Raw genomic sequence first — 16398 nt, forward strand, 5'->3', positions numbered from 1 at the left:
AGTCTTATCAATGATGTTTGGAGATTTACAAATTGTGAATTGGAGACACAAGTATTACTCGCTGAAGATCTTGGTTATATCAGGGATGAGAAGTTAAAGAGACTTAAGAGTGATATCGAGGAGGTTGAGCGGATGCTCAAGGCACTGATCAAATCACTGGAAAACAAACACTTGACCCCTTGAACCCTGGAATCCTCGAACCCTTTTTACCCACTAATTTGGAGATGAACCAGAAAAAGAGATGGGCTTTAAGTTCTCCCCTCCGATCCAGCGAAGGGGGGAAACTGCAGGCAGGATGAGAAACCCTTTCTTGAAACGAGTGACACGAATATGGCTGTTATTCGATTCGGCATATCGCTTGAAAAACCGCTGCTTGAACGGTTCGACAGGCAGATCAGAAAAAAAGGCTATGCGAGCCGAAGCGAGGCCATCAGGGACCTGATCAGGGACAGCCTTGTGACGGAGGAATGGGAGTCGGCCACTGCCGAGACCGTCGGAACGATCACCATCGTCTATTCGCATGAGACCCATGAGCTTACAGACACCCTTACGGATCTTCAGCACCGGTATTTTTATTCGATCATTTCTTCCATGCACATCCACCTCGACGAGCACAACTGCCTTGAAGTCATCGTGGTCAAAGGCAAGGCAAAGGATATAAGAGCCATTGCCGACAAATTGATCGGGACCAAGGGGGTGAAGCATGGGAAACTCTCGGTGACCACAACCGGAAAACACCTCAAGTAAATTTTTTTCTTGACAAGGTAACACGAATAATATAATGGTAACACTTGATCGGAATCCTGATCCATCATCCCATACGGATCCGGCATTTATCATCGGGGGATTGATTTACTCTGTTTCGGAGAATCTTGAGATCAATTTCGGGATTAAGCGCGGACTCAACAAACCCGAAACTGACGATTCGGTTCTCGCGGGCATAACCTGGAGGTTCTAATGCATATCCCCGACGGTTACTTGAGCCCTCAGACCTATGTCCCACTCTACGGGGCGTCGTTTGTGTTCTGGTCCGTTGCCCTGAGGAAGATCAAGCAGGACCTTTCCACAAAGCAGATTCCGTACCTTGCGATGGCTGCTGCTTTTTCTTTCCTCATCATGATGTTTAATGTCCCCATCCCCGGAGGAACCACGGGCCATGCGGTCGGGGCGGGCATGATCGCCATCCTCCTCGGACCGTGGACGGCGGTCATCGCCGTGTCCGTTGTCCTGATCATTCAGGCCGTGGTCTTCGGTGATGGAGGAATCACCACGATCGGCGCAAACTGCTTCAACATGGCGGTGGTGATGCCGTTTATCTCCTACTGGGTGTTCAAGGCCGTCAGTGGGAAGTCAAAGAATCCATCTCGGTTATTCCCTGCCGCCTTTCTATCCGGGTATGCCGGACTTTCCGGCGCAGCGATTGTGACGGCGATCGAGTTCGGCATCCAACCTTTAATTGCCCACGGCGCCGACGGGAGGCCTCTCTACGCCCCCTATCCGCTGTCGGTTGCCCTTCCTGCTATGGCATTGGAACATCTGCTTTTGTTCAGTGTGATCGAAGGCGTCGTAACCTTTTTGCTGTTCCGGTATTTTCTTAAGTACGAGCCGGATTTGGTTTATGCATTATCGGAGACGAAAGTTTGAGATGACACGGTTTCAGAGAAATCTCTGGATAGGACTCATCCTCATGGCGCTTCTCTCCCCGCTGGGTATCCTTCTGCCCGGAAGATTCCATGCAGAAGATGCATGGGGTGAATGGGGGATGAATACCATGGAGAAACTTCTGGGGTATGTCCCGCAAGGCTTGAAGAAATATTCCGAACTCTGGAAGGCTCCCATACCCGATTACAACTTCTGCAGTGAGAACGCCTCCATGACTTTCCAAATAGTCTCCTATATGATTTCGGGTTTTCTGGGCATTCTTGCAACAGCGCTGATTGTATTCTTGATTTCGAGGTTTCTAATCAAACATGAAAAGTAATATACCCTCATTCTTGCTGGAAAAACCGCGCCTGAGGTTCCCGGAAAAGACGGGAAAGGTTTCAAGACCCTCCTTTCTTGAAAAAGGGGTGCGGCAGTTCTCCAAATTGATCAGGACCACCTATGTCCAGTGGGAGACCGCTAAGCAGGAAGGCTTTTCCCAGAGACTTGATGCAAGGGTAAAGGTTTTGTTTCTGATATTTTTTCTGGTCATCGTCAGCGTAAAGAAGGATATCCTTCCGGAAGTGCTCATCGGCGCTTTTGTCTTTTTGCTTGCCGCCGCGTCAAAACTGAACCTTGCCGGTTTCTATCGAAGGGCGCTTTTCTTTGGCTTTGTGTTCGGATTCCTGATTGCCCTTCCTTCGTCCCTGAATATCATAACCCAGGGAGAGGTGATGATTCCGCTGTGTAAGCTTTCAAGGCCGTATGACTTCTGGATTTATCATGTCCCCGCAAGCATAGGCATGACACGGGAGGGACTGCTCAGCGTTGCCCTTTTGACGCTGCGGGTTGTGAATTCCATCTCTCTTTCTTTTCTCGTGATCTATACGACCTCGTTTCCCGAGATCATCAGGGCTTTAAAGATCTTCAAGGCGCCGGATGCCTTTCTGATGGTGCTCACACTGACTTACAAGTCTATCTTCATCTTTGCGCAAGGTGTCGAAGAGATGCATCTTGCGAAGAAAGGGAGGACGGTGGGCGCGGCTGCTTCGGATGCAAGGACCTGGGCCGCAGGCAGGATGGCCATCCTGTTCAGGAAAACCCGGATCCGGTGTGAAGAGGTATTCATGGCCATGCAAGGCAGGGGATTTTCGGGTGAGATCGTGATCTATGCCCCTGCGAAGTTCACGGTCCCGGACTTATTCGCGGGCCTCTTTTTTTTCGTGATCGGTCTTGGGTTTCTCTTATGGTGAGGTCTATGAACGATATCATCCATGCCGAGGAAATTCGTTACAGCTACCACCGGCAATTTGAGGCGCTGGCGGACGTGAGCGTGAAGATTAAACAAGGAGGAAAACTCGCTGTCATCGGCGCGAATGGATGCGGGAAAACAACCCTTTTGCAGATTTTGGGCGGGCTGAGACATCCCTCCTCCGGACGCGTCTTCTACAGGGGACGGGAGGTCACCGAGGCTTCATTGAAGGAGAGGGAATTTCTGCGGGTCTTCAGGCAAGGGGTGGGCTATATATTTCAAGACGCGGATGTTCAGTTGTTCTCCCCGACGGTGTTTGATGAACTGCTCTTTGGGCCCGTGCAACTGGGCATTGAGGAAGATGAGGCTATAGAAAGAGTGCATGGCGTCATGAGAATGCTGGAAATAGAAAACCTCAAGGAGAGGCCTTCCTACATGCTTTCCGGAGGCGAGAAGAAGCGGGTGGCGATCGGTTCGGTGCTCACCATGAATCCCGAAGTCCTCCTCCTTGACGAGCCGACCAACGGCCTCGATCCGAGGACGGAGTGCTTTCTCGTGGAACTCATGCTTGCGCTGAACGCGGCCGGGAAAACCATTGTCGTGGCCACGCACGATCTCTCGCTCGTTGACGAATTACAGGCCGACGTGGCGGTCCTCTCCGAGGAGCACAGGATGGAGAGGATCGGCGCCGCAGGCGAGATCCTCAAGGACCAGGAACTGCTTCTCAAGGTCAATCTCATCCATGAGCATGTTCACCTTCATGGCGCCCATGCGCACAAGCATATCCATTCACATTTTCTCTTTCACCGCCACGACGGCGGGAATGAACCCTAGGACAGAGTGACGGACATGGATTCATATGCAGTCGTGTAAGAGAGAATGATCAGATCAGAACTGCCTATGGTATTCCCTGACCTTCCTGGCAAAGTCCTTTCCGAATTCATAGCATCTCGATTCGTCTTCAGCGCCGGGCCTGTAGCGCACCTCAACTCCAGGCTCCACCATCTGAAGGCCCATTCTCTTTAACTCGGCATAGGCCTCTTTGACGCCGCCTCCGCCCCATCCGAAGCTCCCGAAGGCCCCGACGATCCTGTTTTTGGGCCTCAACCCACGAAGGTGAGCGAGGAACTCGGCCACCGAAGGGAACATGATGTTGTTTAACGTGGGGGTTCCGAACAGAGATCCTCTCGCCTTCCAGAACTCCTTGATGGCGATACTCATGGGAGTGGCCCTGAGCTTGATTACCTTGACCTCCATGTTTTCATCCTGGATCCCCTGCATCAAAGGCTGGGTCATGAGCGCTGTGCTCTTCCACATGGTGTCATAGATGATGACCACCCGTTCGTCCGCTCGGCCGCCGGCCATGTCCAGATACATGTTGATGATTTTTCCGGGGTCCGCCCTCCAGATGATTCCATGATCCGGGGCGATCATCTCGATCTTGAGCCCGAGCTTTTGGATCTCGGCGATCTTGGCCTTGATCAGGGAGCCGAAGGGCATGAGGATGTTCGCATAGTAGTCCTTGACCGAATCTTCGAGTTCATAGACCGAGTAACAGGTTAAGAATTCGTCGTCGAACCGGCCGGACGTGGCGTAATGCTGCCCGAAGGCGTCCTGGCTGATGAGAAGGCCGTCTTCCCTGACATAGGTCATCATGGAATCGGGCCAGTGGAGCATGGGTGTCTCCAGAAACATGAGGGTTTTCCTGCCGGTGTTCAGGGTATCCCCGCTCTTGACGATTTTGAAGGTCCAGCGCGATGTATCATAGCATCGGTCCAGCCCCTGCTTCCCTTTGGATGTAATAAAGATGACGGCCTTGGGCGCAAGCTCCATGACCTTGTCCAGGCTGCCGGCATGGTCCGGTTCGATATGATTGATGATGACATACTCGATCTTGCCCGGATCAACCATATTGCGGATATTCTCCAGCATCGTCTTTGAAAAGTTTTCCTTGACCGTGTCAATGAGCGTGACTTTTTCATCCAGGATAAGGTAGTTGTTGTAGGTGGTTCCGTTGGGGGTCACATAGCCGTGGAAATCCCTGACCCCCCAGTCAATGACGCCTACCCAGAAGATCCCCGGTTTGATTTCAGTTGATTTCATGAATACCTCCCTTAGTTATTTTATATCAAAACTTAACCACAGAGAACACAGAGTCTTTCTCTCGGCACTCTGTGGTTTCATCTCTCATGGAATGTAATATAAAGTTCCGGGACGTTCAAGAACTTTTTGTGCCTATCGCTGTTTCGGGGCCGGCCCTGAAGTTGACAGACGTCGGAAACATTATTAATATGTTAAAAATACCGTGACTTTTTGGGCCGCATGGGTGCGGGAAGCCGCTGATCAGGCTATAAATGATAATAATATCAGCGAGTTGTAAGTGTTTATTTATTTTTTTGATTTTTTTTGCAAAAATAAATATCAGTGGTATACTTTAAATCCTTTTCATTCGTACCACGGATTCAACGACTATTCACAGAACGGGGATAGAGAATGCTCATCATAGGTCGTTCTGAATGACGGGGTTTCAAAAGAAAATCGAACTGCTGAAGAAGATGGTCGTTCCTTCCAGACGGGTACTGATTCTGACTCATGATAACCCGGACCCTGATGCCATTGCCGCCGCCTTCGGGTTTAAATATTTTCTCAAGGAGCAGTTCGGCCAGGAAAGCATCATCTCTTACGGCGGGATCGTGGGCCGCGCCGAGAATCAGTCGATGATCCAGCACCTCAAGATTCCCATGACCCCTGTAGATCAGATCCGTTTCCAGGATGATCTTTTCATGGTCCTGATGGATACTCAGCCCAGGACCGGGAACAACTCCCTCCCCGATACGGTCGTGCCGGACGTCGTGATCGACCACCACCCTCTTCGTGAGGAAACCAAGAAGGTCCCGTTTTCCGACGTGCGGGAAGAGGCCGGGTCGTGCTCCAGTATCATCACCTCTTATCTGAGGGAGGCCGGGATCGGGATCCAGCCGAGGCTGGCCACGGCGCTCTATTACGGGATCAAATCCGACACGAATGACTTTGGAAGGAACGCGGATGCCCTGGATCAGGAAAGTTATCTTTTTCTGTTTCCCAAGGTGCAGAGGGACATCCTGAACCGGATCATCCATCCCAAGGTCTCGGCGGAGTATTTCAGGATATTAAACCGGGCGTTCAAGAAGGCCCGCATACACGGTTCGTCGTTGGTCACCTCCATCGGGCGGACCAGGAATCCGGACATGGTGGCCGAGGTCGCCGACATGCTCCTCCGTCATGAGGGTGTGGAATGGGTGCTGGTCATGGGGATCTTCCGGAAGGCCATGATCCTTTCCGTGCGGACGAGCGACATGCGGGGCGGCGCGGGAGACCTGGTGCAGGGCATGGTACGGGGCATGGGCAAGGCCGGAGGCCATGGGATGATGGCCGGCGGCAAGATAGACATGAAGGATGGACTGAAGCAGGAACTGGAAGAGATGCTTCAGGAAAGGTTTCTGAAAAAGGTCGGGGATATCAACCAGCCCGCCGAGGCGCTGGTATAGATTCAATCGGGATCCGGAATGGACAAGGAATCGTTGGTTCAGATCATTCAGAGGGCCGTTCAGACCGAGAAGGACGGGAACCTCTTTTACAGCCGTGCGGCCGGCGCCATCCGTGATCCCAAGGCAAAAAAGATGTTCGAGCTGTTGGCCAGGGACGAACTTTACCACGTGAAAATCATCGAGGATCTCTACCGGGACCTATTGACGGGCGGTAACATAGAGGCTGTAAAGGGCTATCCGATCTTTGAAAAAAGAGATGAGAACTTCAGGGAGGAGATCTCGAATTCCGGGAGCGAAGCAGATGTTCTTGAGCAGGCCATCGGAGATGAGATGGCGTCGAAAGATTTTTATCGGGAGGCGGCGGAGGTCCTGGAACCGGGGGAGGAGAAAGAAATCTTTCTGGATCTGATGGAGATGGAGGAAGGGCATATCCGGCTGCTGAAAGCGGAACTCGACTTCCTGAAAAAAACCGGAATCTATTTTGATCCTACGGAATTCCCTGTAGAGGGTGAAAAGGAGTGATGCCCCAATAAACAAAGTGCTCCTCGGTCTTTTACGGCACAGCCTCGTTTCGAGGGGCGTGAAGGACGAGGTTCTCTGAGGTGGGATATTTCTTAAGTTACAGCCTGAGGTTTTTGGATTTTGAATCTATCCGGGTCAACAAAGCCATGAGGAGAAGGGTATGAATTGTCCAAAATGCGGTGCGGCGAAGATGTCCATGGACAAGCCCGTCTATTTTAACGGGGACAATCATGAAGGGGATTTTCTTTATGCCGAAGAGATCCGCCGGTGCCGGATCTGCGGCAAGGTCGTCTTCGCCAAGAAAAATCTTAAGAAATCCAGAAAGAAGTTCATTAAAGGGCAGGTGATTACGGGAGGTTATGAAAACCTGTAATATCAAGATAAGGAGGGCAAAATGAGAAAATGGAAGTGCACGGTCTGCGGCTATATCTACGATCCTGATGCAGGCGATCCTGACAGCGGAATCGCGGCTGGGACGGCCTTTGAAGATCTTCCGGATGATTGGCGCTGCCCGGTCTGCGGCGCCGCCAAGAGCGAGTTCGAACTGGAGGAATAAGGCCTGGGGTAGTCTTAAAAGCTGACCACAGAGTGCACAGAGAAAGACTCTGTGTTCTCTGTGATTAGGTTTTAATAATGCGGGTCCGGGAAGAGGGGGAACGGGAATGAGAAGCTATCGATGCAGGATGTGTGATTACGTGTATGATCCGGATGAAGGGGACATGGACAGCGGGATTGAGCCCGGCACCTTGTTCGATGAACTTCCCACAGCATGGGTCTGCCCCGCCTGCGGCGCCGGCCGGGAGGAATTCGAGAGGCTTTAGGAAAATATGAAGTCATCAGAACTTTTTGTGAAGTGCCTGGAAAATGAAGGGGTCCGCTATATCTTCGGTCTGCCCGGCGAAGAGAATATGGATATCCTGGACGCCCTGTTTGACTCCCCGATTGAGTTTGTCTGCACCCGCCAGGAACAGGGCGCGGCCTTCATGGCCGATGTTTACGGGAGGCTGACCGGCAAGGCGGGGGTATGTCTCGCGACCCTCGGGCCCGGCGCCACCAACCTGATGACCGGCGTGGCGGATGCCTTCCTGGACCGGTCTCCCCTGGTGGCCATTACCGGGCAGACCGGCCGCGAACTCCTGCACAAGGAATCCCACCAGAATATCGATATTGTCCAGACGTTCAAGCAGTTCACCAAATGGAACGCCAGGGTGGGAATCTCCCGGACCATTCCGGAAGTCGTCCGCAAGGCCTTCAAGGTCTCGGAAACCGAGAAACCCGGTCCCTGCCATATCGAGATCCCCGAAGATGTCGCCGCTGAAGAGGTCGAGGGCGAACCCCTTCCGGTCACCGGTTTCAAGCGGCCCCATACCGATCACATCGTTTGCAGGAAGGCGGCAGAGATTATCCAGCAGGCCAGGAGGCCTATTCTCCTTGCAGGGAACGGGGTCATCCGGGGGCGGGCCTCGGATGCGCTCCGGAAGTTTGTGGAGAAGACGAGGATTCCCGTGGCCAACACCTTCATGAGCAAAGGGGTGCTCCCGTCGGAAAGCGAGCTTTCCCTCTCGACCATCGGGCTTCAGTCCAGGGACTTCATTTCCTGCGGTTTCGACCGGGCCGACCTGATCATCTCCGTGGGATACGATTTCGTGGAATACGCCCCTTCCTTCTGGAACAGGGGGAAGAAGCCCGTGGTTCATATTGACTTTACGCCGAGTGAAATCGATGAGTATTATATCCCCCAGGTCGAGGTGATAGGAGACATCGCCGCGAACCTGGCCAACATGATGAATGAAATCGAACCGATTGAGCAGGATGACTTCCCGAGGCTGCTCAAGACCATGGTGGAGGATGAACTCAAAGAGTACGCAGACGACGCATCCTTCCCCCTCAAGCCCCAGAAGATCCTTTACGACATCCGAAGGATCATGGGGAGAGAGGATATCCTGATCTCGGATGTGGGGGCGCACAAGATGTGGATTGCGAGGATCTATCCTGCTGAAGAACCCAATACCACGTTGATCTCCAATGGATTCGCCGCCATGGGATTCGCCCTCCCCGGCGCCGTCTGCGCCAAGCTGATTCACCCGGAAAGGAAGGTCCTCGCCGTCTGCGGAGACGGCGGTTTCCTGATGAGCAGCCATGAGTTGGAGACTGCGGTCCGGATGAAGCTCCCTTTTGTCATTCTGATCTTCAATGACGGGAAGTACGGCCTCATCGAATGGAAACAGATCAACCGATTCGGCCGAACCTACGGCGTCTCTTTCGGGAATCCCGACTTCGTACAGTTGGCGAGATCCTTCGGCGCGGCAGGATACCGCGTCCAGACGGCACAGGAACTCCATCCGGCGCTGAAAGAGGCGTTTGCGGCCAAGGTTCCCGCGGTCGTGGATGTCCCGGTGGACTATCGGGAGAATATCAATCTCACGGAGAAGCTGGGGAGGTTGATCTGTTATATATGATCGTTTTATTGGTTCTCTGAAAGCCCGGTCCTTTGGGCCGGGTCAGAGTTGAAAGGCTGTGCCGTGTTATTTCGTGGGAAAATTCGAAATTCGAAGCACTAAATCCTAAACAAATTCGAATGACCGAAATCCAAAATTCAAGACTTATTTATCCAAATGTTGCATCATCACGTGTAGAATTGAAGCTTGCGAAATAGATTCTCTCATGCACGATTTAGGTACAATATACAGATATAGACGAGGTTTTAAACATTTGAATTTTGAGTTTAGGATTTGTTTAGGATTTAGATTTTAGGATTTCGTATTTTCTACAAGACGCAAGGGAAACCCCTTCCAGGGGTAACACAAAGCTACGTCCTCTGGGCGTGGATGTTTACTTGAACCCTTTAATCTATAGGAGAGGAAACTATGCCACACAAGATTACCGATGAATGCATTCTCTGCGGCGCCTGTCTCCCTGAATGTCCCGAAGAGGCGATCTCCGAGGGGGATCCCAAGTACATCATTGATCCGAAAAAATGCTCGGATTGCGGAAACTGCGCAGAGGTCTGCCCGACTGATGCCTGTGTTCCGGACGAATGAGACATGTCAAAAGCTAACCACAGAGTGCACAGAGAAATACTCTGTTCTCTGCGGTCAGGTTCTGATCATACAAGAGGAAGAATAAGGAGAACGGCCATGATACGAGGAGATGAGGATATTGCCGAAGGTCTTCTGAATGCCTTCCGGCTTGAAAAAGGGGCCCATGCGTTCTATGAGGCTGCATCCGAGCGCGTACAGGACAGGAGCGCCGTGGAGATGTTCAGAAAGCTTGCCGACGTCGAAGAGAGGCATATGCACGACGTCTACGATCTCTATCATGCCTTTATCGGGGACCGCGGTCCGGTTCCTTTTCCGGAGTTCAAAGAAAAGATGCCTGCCGAATACACCGAGAGCGGCAAGACCATCGAGGCTGCGCTATCGGACGTGCAGGGCCGCTTCTTCATGGACGCGAAGGAGGTTCTGCGCGTGGCCCTGCAGGAGGAGAGTTCGGCCCTGGACCTCTACACCCGGATGGCGGAACGTTCCGAGGACCCCGGCACGGCCGCGCTCTACAGGCAGCTTAGCGGCGAGGAGGAGGAGCACAAAAGCATGATCGAGAAGACACTCAAGGGGCTTTAATCAAGGATTATCTCCAAAAGAATGGGTGAGAACATAAGGGTCCAAGGGTTCAAGGGTTCCAGGGGTCAAGTGAAGTGCTTTTCAATACTTGAGGGTCCGAGGGGCCAAGGGTTCAAGGGGTCAAGTGAAGTGCTTTTCAATACTTGAGGGTCCGAGGGGCCAAGGGTTCAAGTGAAGTGCTAAAAATAACATAAGGGGCCGAGGGTTCTAGTGTTTTTCTCTGGAGATTTTACTTGAGTTTAAGTATTTCACTGGACCCCTTGACCCCAAGATACCTCAGTGTAGTAGCCGTCGCAGACGGTCCCGGCCCGGCAAGAATAGATTCAAGTAGATGCCGGGATCTAACGACAAAAATAGAGAAAAGCGGGGCACGCGAAGCGTAACCCTGGAATCCTCGAACCCTTTTACCCCACTATGTGGGAGAAGAACCTTAATTAAAGTGAGACCATTGTATATCCTGGGGCTATCAGGAAGTCCGAGGCGCCATGCCAACTCCGAGACCCTTCTGGACCAGGTCCTGAGCGGGGCATCCGAGGCAGGCGCCGAAACCGGGAAGATCATCGCCTCGGGTTTCCAAAATCTTCGCCCCTGCGTGAACTGCGGAGATTGCCTGAAGACCGGCCGGTGCCGCGTCCAGGATGAGATGCAGGAGATCTATCCCATGCTCGACCGGGCTGACGGACTGGTGGTGGCCTCTCCGATCTACTTCATGGGGGTCTCCGCCTTTCTGAAAATCATCATCGACCGATGTCAATGCTACTGGTCACGCAAATATGTTCTCAAAGAGCCGCTCTTTCCCGAAGACCCCAAACGGATCCGCAAGGGGCTCTTTCTTGCAACCGCCGGCCATGACAAACCCGTGGTCTTCCAGGGGGCCAGGATGACGGTTCGAGCCCTGTTTGATGTTCTGGATGTTTCTTACCTGGGCGAATATTTCGCAACACGCATGGAGAAGCCCAGGGATATTCTTGATGTGGAAGGGGCCATGAGTTCCGTCCACGACATGGGAAAGCGGCTGGTGGAGGAACTGAAAGGGCTGCCCCATGAATGAAGCGGACCGGATACGCTGGGACAAAAAGTACAATGACAAAGAGCCGCCTCAGGAGATCGCGCCCGATTCTTTCCTGGTCCGGAGCATCAAGGGGATCCGGCCGGGCCGTGCCCTCGACCTCGGATGCGGTTTCGGAGACAATGCCATCACCCTGGCCGGTGCCGGCTTCGAGGTGACGGCCGTGGATATTTCCCAGGTCGGCCTGAAGCGTGCAGTGGAGCGGGCCCGGAAGGCCGGGGTCTCGGTCCTGTTTCAACAAAGCGATGCCGAGGACTTTGATTTCGGGGATCAGGTCTATGATTTGATCACCTCTTTTTATTTTATGAACCGGGCCATCTTTCCCCGTATCAAGAAGTCGCTGAAACCCGGCGGAATCTTTCTCTACAAGACCTATACCGTGGACGAACTCCGTTACCGTCCCGAGCTGAACAGGGCCTATCTTCTGGAGCATGATGAGTTGAAGACCCTGTTCGAGGATTTTGAGATCCTGTTAAATGACGAGAGGGATACAGGAACAGAATGTTCGGTCCGCTTTTTAGCCAGGCGTCCATAAAAATCAAAAAACTCCCTCTCCATCGAGGGACTGTGTCACAATTATGGAGATTCAGTTCCTTTGGGGACAAGGTTTAGGGCAATCAATAAATTTCCTCTCCCCGTGAATGGGGAGAGGGCAAGGGTGAGGGGTTGACCGGAAAGAGCCCCCCTCATCCTCACCTTCTCCCCAAAAGGGAGAAGGAACATAAGGAAGAGATCAAGATTACGACACAGCCTCCGAGGGAGAGAGTGGGGGTGAGGGTGTCGGTTCACTCGATAGAGTAAAGAGGGCAAAAGATTGATGGATTCCGGAGGCTCGATAAAGAAGACAAGAGTCGAGGAGGATTCCCTGGGAGAGAAGGCGGTCCCGTCCTCTGCGTACTACGGCATCCAGACGGCGCGGGCCCTGGAGAATTTTCCGGTGAGCGGCACGCGGGCCCATCCTCTTCTCGTCCGGGCCTATGTCCTGATCAAAAAGGCCGCGGCCCTGACCCATGAACAGCTTTCTTTACTGGAGCCTGCGATTGCACAGGCGATTGTGCAGGCCGCCGACGAGGCGCTGAACGGGAAACTGGCGGACCAGTTCGTGGTGGATGTGTTCCAGGCCGGGGCAGGGACCTCCTTCAACATGAATGTGAACGAGGTGCTAACCAACCGGGCGCTGGAAATCCTGGGGGACACCCGCGGGAACTACAAACGGGTCAGCCCCAATGACCATGTGAACCTCTCGCAGTCCACCAACGACACCTTCCCCACGGCCATGCATGTCGCCTCGCTTCTCATGCTGCGGGAGCTGCTTCCGGTTCTGGCGCGGCTCTCCCTGTCTCTGGAAGACAAGGGCAAAGAGTTCTCGGACGTGATCAAGTCCGGCAGGACCCATCTGCAGGATGCCGTCCCCGTGACCCTGGGGCAGGAGTTTTCGGCCTATGCCGTATGCATCCGCAAATCCATCAAGGCCCTCCAATCATGCCGGCCCTCGCTTGAAGAACTTCCCATCGGAGGGAGTGCGGCCGGTACCGGGCTGAATGTCCCCGCCGGATACCGCGAAGAGATGGTTCGAAGGCTGAGCGAAATGACCGTTCTTTCCCTCCGGCCCGCGGCGGACCTGAGAGAGGCCATGCAGAGCCGGGCCGCGATCTCTGCGCTCTCCTCCATGCTCCGGAATCTTTGCCTGGACCTGATCCGGATCGCGAATGACCTGCGCCTCCTGAGCTCCGGTCCACGCACCGGATTCGCCGAGATCAGCCTCCCGGCAGTTCAGCCCGGCTCCTCGATCATGCCCGGCAAGGTCAACCCGAGTCTGGCCGAGTGCCTGAACATGGTCTGTTTCCAGGTTATGGGCAATGATCTGGTCATCGCCATGGCCTCGCAGTCCGGACAGCTCGAACTCAACGTCATGATGCCCGTGATGATCCACAACCTTCTCCAGTCCATGGAGATCCTGAAGAACTTTGTCCCGGTCTTTGCCGAAAAATGCGTGGCCGGGATCACGGCCCACAGAGAACGCTGCCGGTCGTACTTTGAGAAAAGCCTGGGACTGGCCACGATCCTGAACCCCCATATCGGATATCTCAACGCCTCACAACTGGCCAAGGAGTCGGAAGAGAAAGGTATCCCTATCCGGGATCTGATCCTGAAAAAAGGGCTTCTCTCTCCGGAGGAACTCGACCTGATTCTCGATCCCGACCGGATCACGGGCCAGGATCAATCAATTTAAGATCTGTCTTTTCCCTTTGCTTTCGCATCCGTTCCCTCGTATAATCCCCGCAGTTAACTGACATTGGACGGCTTGTGCGGCACTCTCTGAATGATTGCCTGCCCTGAGTGCAGCCGTCATCTTACAACAACATCGCGCCCCAGCCCGCATCAATCATCCCGAAAAATACGGCGCGCCTCAGGAGGAGATATGCCCATGGAAAAGAATCTTATCCCACAAGACGCCATTGAACAGAAAATCTTCTTGATACGAGGCCAGAAGGTCATGATCGACAGAGATCTTGCAGAGCTTTATGGGGTACTAACCAAGGTGCTCTTGCAGGCAGTCAAGCGGAACCTCAGGCGCTTTCCGTCTGACTTTATGTTTCTTCTTACATTTCAAGAGTTTAAAAACTTGAGGTCACAAATTGTGACCTCAAGTTCATGGGGTGGTCGCCGCTACCATCCCTATGCCTTTACCGAACAAGGCGTGGCCATGCTCTCCAGCGTGTTAAATAGTGACCGGGCGATCGAAGTGAATATCCAGATCATACGGGCGTTTGTCAAACTACGGGAGATGATCGCGTCACACAAGGACTTGGCGAAAAAGCTCGACGAACTTGAGAAGAAGTACGACACCCAGTTCAGGGTTGTCTTTGATGCAATCAGAGAGTTGATGAAACCTCCGGCACCGCGTCGAAAGAAAATCGGCTTCCTCGCCAAAGAACCCAGACCCGAATACAAGGCGGCACGCCCCCGTTAGACGCATGGCGCGTAACGGGGCTTAAATCCCCCTTTGGCAAAGGGGGATGCAGGGGGATTTTTGAATGCTGTCCTTCGTCCTCTGCTGGTTTCCCGCTGCTCCGTTCCCGGCGTTCCAAATATTTCCCCAAATATTTCCCTTGACAGAGTTATGCCAAAGGCATAAGATCTTATGCCTCACGTCCATGAGGTGCGTCGTGTTCTCCGAGAACCAATTGAGACTTCTTGCCTTACTTATGAGCCAGCCGGACAAGGAATATTACCTCAGTGAACTGGGGGAGATCCTCGGGAAGAGGCCCGGCATCTTTCAGCGCGGCATCAACTCTTTGGACGATCAGGGCATTGTGATCAGCAGGCGAAGAGGCAACCTCAGGCTCTTCACCATCAACCGTCAGCATGCCTTGTACCCGGAGATCAAACGCATCGTGGAGAAGACGGTCGGCATAGAGGGGCTGTTGCGCAAGGTTGTCCAGGACCTGAAGGAGGTTACGATGGCCTTAATCTATGGCTCCTATGCCAGGGACGTCATGCGGACGGATTCGGATATCGATCTTGCCGTGGTCGGAAAGGCCGCTGTAGAAGCAAAACTCCTCAGGCAACTCAAAAAAGTTGAGAGAGCCATTGACCGGGAAGTCAACTTCAAGCTCTATACAAAAAAGGAATTTATCGAGCGAATGGAAAAAAGTGACCCTTTCCTGGCCGAGATCCTTTCAGACAAATACATTCTCCTCAAAGGAGACTTGAATGTTTGAACCCTACCTCAAGAAAGGTCTCCTCAAGAATTCGATTCAATCCACGACCCAAACCGAAGCAAAGAATGCTTTCAAAATCGCAAAGGTCATCCTCAACAAGATTGAGGAAATTCTGTGCCGCGATAATCCCCAGTTGAGGTTAGATGTGGATTAATGGACTCTTTCCGGCCTCCTGTTTTCTCCTTGCCTCCCTCCCCATTTCTTCGTATAATCCCCATAGTTACCTGACATCGGACGGCTTGTGCGACACTCTCTAAATGAGGAAGGCGATCCATGCCAAGCGAGTTTTGCACAATATGCAAAAAGATTACAAACACGGTCGTAACCGTCATGCCGCGGATCATCACCGGCCCGGACGGGAAGGTGGAAACGATTACGGTCAAGACGTATCATTGCGAATCCTGCCGATCATTTATGCGCAGTGAGGAGACAGGCCGGTGCATCGTGACATAAAATTCATCAGGTGCACTGTGCCCTCTGTGGCAAGAGAAGCAGTTCGCTTTTTATGGAGTAAAAATCAAGAGGAAAGACTTGGTTCCTCTCGCCAAAGAACCCAAACCCGAGTACAAGGCGGCACGCTCCCGTTAGACGCATTGCGTGGGGCTTAAGTCCCCCTTTGACAAAGGGGGATGCAGGGGGATTTTTGAATGCTGTCCTTCGTCCTCTGTCCTCTGTTTTCGCTTGTTTTCACGCCCATTCTTTCGTATAATCCGCTCAGCCACCGGGTTCAAATCGGTACGCCCTGCCTTATTAGACGCATGGCGCGTAACAGGGCTTAAATCCCCCTTTGGCAAACTGACCCTTACCCATAACCTGGGTTGCTGGACACAGGGGGGCTTTGAAGATGTGGCGCATGAGTCCGGGTCAACAATTTCCACATGGCGGTGAGGTCGTCCAGACGTTGCAACCCCAACCAGAGACTTTGTGTGCCGGGCTCACCATCTCCCTTCCGGCCGAGAAAGCCGCCGAGCCGGGCCGCCATGCGCGTGGCCTCACGCAGCGTCGGCTCCGCCTCCGGAGGTCTCGGATCTTGAGTCATATA

Annotated in this window: 21 protein-coding genes and 1 pseudogene; 20 read left to right on the forward strand and 2 right to left on the reverse strand. The window is 53.0% G+C overall.

From position 1 onward, the window contains the following. The 6 genes and pseudogenes from AUK29_07610 to AUK29_07635 all read left to right on the forward strand — a co-directional run bounded on the left by AUK29_07610 (position 1) and on the right by AUK29_07635 (position 3727). A pseudogene (locus AUK29_07610) lies at positions 1-183 on the forward strand (hypothetical protein). Between the two features lie 147 nt (positions 184-330). Further along, positions 331-747, forward strand: a complete 417-nt coding sequence (locus AUK29_07615) for a nickel-responsive regulator (GenBank protein OIP62828.1) — start codon at positions 331-333, stop codon at positions 745-747. A gap of 210 nt (positions 748-957) precedes the next feature. Continuing rightward, positions 958-1644 (forward strand): cobalamin biosynthesis protein CbiM, encoded by a 687-nt coding sequence (locus AUK29_07620; GenBank protein OIP62829.1) that lies wholly within the window; start codon positions 958-960, stop codon positions 1642-1644. A 1-nt stretch (position 1645) separates the two neighbouring features. Then, the gene (locus tag AUK29_07625; GenBank protein ID OIP62830.1) at positions 1646-1981 is read left to right on the forward strand and encodes a hypothetical protein; all 336 of its coding nucleotides are present in this window, start codon (positions 1646-1648) and stop codon (positions 1979-1981) included. A 13-nt stretch (positions 1982-1994) separates the two neighbouring features. Then, entirely contained in the window at positions 1995-2894 is a 900-nt protein-coding gene (locus AUK29_07630) for a hypothetical protein (GenBank protein OIP62831.1), read from the forward strand. A gap of 5 nt (positions 2895-2899) precedes the next feature. After that, on the forward strand, positions 2900-3727 hold the full coding sequence (locus tag AUK29_07635) for a hypothetical protein (protein ID OIP62847.1): 828 nt from the start codon (positions 2900-2902) through the stop codon (positions 3725-3727). Positions 3728-3781: 54 nt separating this feature from the next. Here AUK29_07635 and AUK29_07640 read toward each other — a convergent pair whose 3' ends face one another. Further along, positions 3782-4996 (reverse strand): MBL fold metallo-hydrolase, encoded by a 1215-nt coding sequence (locus tag AUK29_07640; GenBank protein ID OIP62832.1) that lies wholly within the window; start codon positions 4994-4996, stop codon positions 3782-3784. 413 nt (positions 4997-5409) lie between these two features. On the opposite strand from AUK29_07640, the gene AUK29_07645 reads away from it, so the two are divergent. From AUK29_07645 to AUK29_07710, 14 genes are all read left to right on the forward strand, one after another. After that, positions 5410-6420 carry a hypothetical protein gene (locus AUK29_07645; GenBank protein OIP62833.1) on the forward strand — a complete coding sequence of 337 codons (1011 nt, stop codon included), beginning with the start codon at positions 5410-5412 and terminating at the stop codon, positions 6418-6420. 18 nt (positions 6421-6438) lie between these two features. Further along, the gene (locus AUK29_07650; GenBank protein ID OIP62834.1) at positions 6439-6942 is read left to right on the forward strand and encodes a hypothetical protein; all 504 of its coding nucleotides are present in this window, start codon (positions 6439-6441) and stop codon (positions 6940-6942) included. Between the two features lie 160 nt (positions 6943-7102). Next, positions 7103-7315, forward strand: a complete 213-nt coding sequence (locus tag AUK29_07655) for a hypothetical protein (protein ID OIP62835.1) — start codon at positions 7103-7105, stop codon at positions 7313-7315. Positions 7316-7336: 21 nt separating this feature from the next. Next, positions 7337-7498 carry a rubredoxin gene (locus tag AUK29_07660; protein OIP62836.1) on the forward strand — a complete coding sequence of 54 codons (162 nt, stop codon included), beginning with the start codon at positions 7337-7339 and terminating at the stop codon, positions 7496-7498. Between the two features lie 106 nt (positions 7499-7604). Continuing rightward, complete coding sequence (locus AUK29_07665) at positions 7605-7763, forward strand: rubredoxin (GenBank protein ID OIP62837.1); 159 nt, start codon at positions 7605-7607, stop codon at positions 7761-7763. Positions 7764-7769: 6 nt separating this feature from the next. Continuing rightward, complete coding sequence (locus tag AUK29_07670) at positions 7770-9401, forward strand: acetolactate synthase large subunit (GenBank protein ID OIP62838.1); 1632 nt, start codon at positions 7770-7772, stop codon at positions 9399-9401. A gap of 408 nt (positions 9402-9809) precedes the next feature. Then, positions 9810-9983 (forward strand): 4Fe-4S ferredoxin, encoded by a 174-nt coding sequence (locus AUK29_07675; GenBank protein ID OIP62839.1) that lies wholly within the window; start codon positions 9810-9812, stop codon positions 9981-9983. 96 nt (positions 9984-10079) lie between these two features. Beyond that, positions 10080-10562, forward strand: a complete 483-nt coding sequence (locus tag AUK29_07680; protein OIP62840.1) for a hypothetical protein — start codon at positions 10080-10082, stop codon at positions 10560-10562. Positions 10563-11010: 448 nt separating this feature from the next. Further along, positions 11011-11613 (forward strand): hypothetical protein, encoded by a 603-nt coding sequence (locus AUK29_07685; protein OIP62841.1) that lies wholly within the window; start codon positions 11011-11013, stop codon positions 11611-11613. Beyond that, positions 11606-12166, forward strand: a complete 561-nt coding sequence (locus AUK29_07690; protein ID OIP62842.1) for a hypothetical protein — start codon at positions 11606-11608, stop codon at positions 12164-12166. The genes AUK29_07685 and AUK29_07690 overlap by 8 nt, the downstream gene beginning before the upstream one ends. A 282-nt stretch (positions 12167-12448) precedes the next feature. Further along, on the forward strand, positions 12449-13864 hold the full coding sequence (locus tag AUK29_07695; protein ID OIP62843.1) for an aspartate ammonia-lyase: 1416 nt from the start codon (positions 12449-12451) through the stop codon (positions 13862-13864). 195 nt (positions 13865-14059) lie between these two features. After that, positions 14060-14605 (forward strand): DNA-binding protein, encoded by a 546-nt coding sequence (locus tag AUK29_07700; protein ID OIP62848.1) that lies wholly within the window; start codon positions 14060-14062, stop codon positions 14603-14605. A 196-nt stretch (positions 14606-14801) separates the two neighbouring features. Further along, positions 14802-15356, forward strand: a complete 555-nt coding sequence (locus tag AUK29_07705; GenBank protein OIP62844.1) for a hypothetical protein — start codon at positions 14802-14804, stop codon at positions 15354-15356. Positions 15357-15629: 273 nt separating this feature from the next. Continuing rightward, positions 15630-15809: a hypothetical protein gene (locus AUK29_07710; GenBank protein ID OIP62845.1), complete on the forward strand. Its 180-nt coding sequence runs from the start codon at positions 15630-15632 to the stop codon at positions 15807-15809. Between the two features lie 349 nt (positions 15810-16158). Here AUK29_07710 and AUK29_07715 read toward each other — a convergent pair whose 3' ends face one another. After that, on the reverse strand, positions 16159-16395 hold the full coding sequence (locus AUK29_07715) for a hypothetical protein (GenBank protein ID OIP62846.1): 237 nt from the start codon (positions 16393-16395) through the stop codon (positions 16159-16161). Positions 16396-16398 lie beyond the last annotated feature (3 nt).

Source organism: Nitrospirae bacterium CG2_30_53_67 (assembly GCA_001873285.1).
In the GTDB taxonomy this organism is placed as follows: domain Bacteria; phylum CG2-30-53-67; class CG2-30-53-67; order CG2-30-53-67; family CG2-30-53-67; genus CG2-30-53-67.

Bases quoted from the DNA above. Each gene is read 5' to 3' on its own strand.
- AUK29_07615 (OIP62828.1), top strand. From the start codon at position 331: ATGGCTGTTATTCGATTCGGCATATCGCTTGAAAAACCGCTGCTTGAA.
- AUK29_07620 (OIP62829.1), top strand. From the start codon at position 958: ATGCATATCCCCGACGGTTACTTGAGCCCTCAGACCTATGTCCCACTC.
- AUK29_07625 (OIP62830.1), top strand. From the start codon at position 1,646: ATGACACGGTTTCAGAGAAATCTCTGGATAGGACTCATCCTCATGGCG.
- AUK29_07635 (OIP62847.1), top strand. From the start codon at position 2,900: ATGAACGATATCATCCATGCCGAGGAAATTCGTTACAGCTACCACCGG.
- AUK29_07640 (OIP62832.1), bottom strand. From the start codon at position 4,996: ATGAAATCAACTGAAATCAAACCGGGGATCTTCTGGGTAGGCGTCATT.
- AUK29_07645 (OIP62833.1), top strand. From the start codon at position 5,410: ATGACGGGGTTTCAAAAGAAAATCGAACTGCTGAAGAAGATGGTCGTT.
- AUK29_07650 (OIP62834.1), top strand. From the start codon at position 6,439: ATGGACAAGGAATCGTTGGTTCAGATCATTCAGAGGGCCGTTCAGACC.
- AUK29_07655 (OIP62835.1), top strand. From the start codon at position 7,103: ATGAATTGTCCAAAATGCGGTGCGGCGAAGATGTCCATGGACAAGCCC.
- AUK29_07660 (OIP62836.1), top strand. From the start codon at position 7,337: ATGAGAAAATGGAAGTGCACGGTCTGCGGCTATATCTACGATCCTGAT.
- AUK29_07665 (OIP62837.1), top strand. From the start codon at position 7,605: ATGAGAAGCTATCGATGCAGGATGTGTGATTACGTGTATGATCCGGAT.
- AUK29_07670 (OIP62838.1), top strand. From the start codon at position 7,770: ATGAAGTCATCAGAACTTTTTGTGAAGTGCCTGGAAAATGAAGGGGTC.
- AUK29_07675 (OIP62839.1), top strand. From the start codon at position 9,810: ATGCCACACAAGATTACCGATGAATGCATTCTCTGCGGCGCCTGTCTC.
- AUK29_07680 (OIP62840.1), top strand. From the start codon at position 10,080: ATGATACGAGGAGATGAGGATATTGCCGAAGGTCTTCTGAATGCCTTC.
- AUK29_07690 (OIP62842.1), top strand. From the start codon at position 11,606: ATGAATGAAGCGGACCGGATACGCTGGGACAAAAAGTACAATGACAAA.
- AUK29_07695 (OIP62843.1), top strand. From the start codon at position 12,449: ATGGATTCCGGAGGCTCGATAAAGAAGACAAGAGTCGAGGAGGATTCC.
- AUK29_07700 (OIP62848.1), top strand. From the start codon at position 14,060: ATGGAAAAGAATCTTATCCCACAAGACGCCATTGAACAGAAAATCTTC.
- AUK29_07710 (OIP62845.1), top strand. From the start codon at position 15,630: ATGCCAAGCGAGTTTTGCACAATATGCAAAAAGATTACAAACACGGTC.
- AUK29_07715 (OIP62846.1), bottom strand. From the start codon at position 16,395: ATGACTCAAGATCCGAGACCTCCGGAGGCGGAGCCGACGCTGCGTGAG.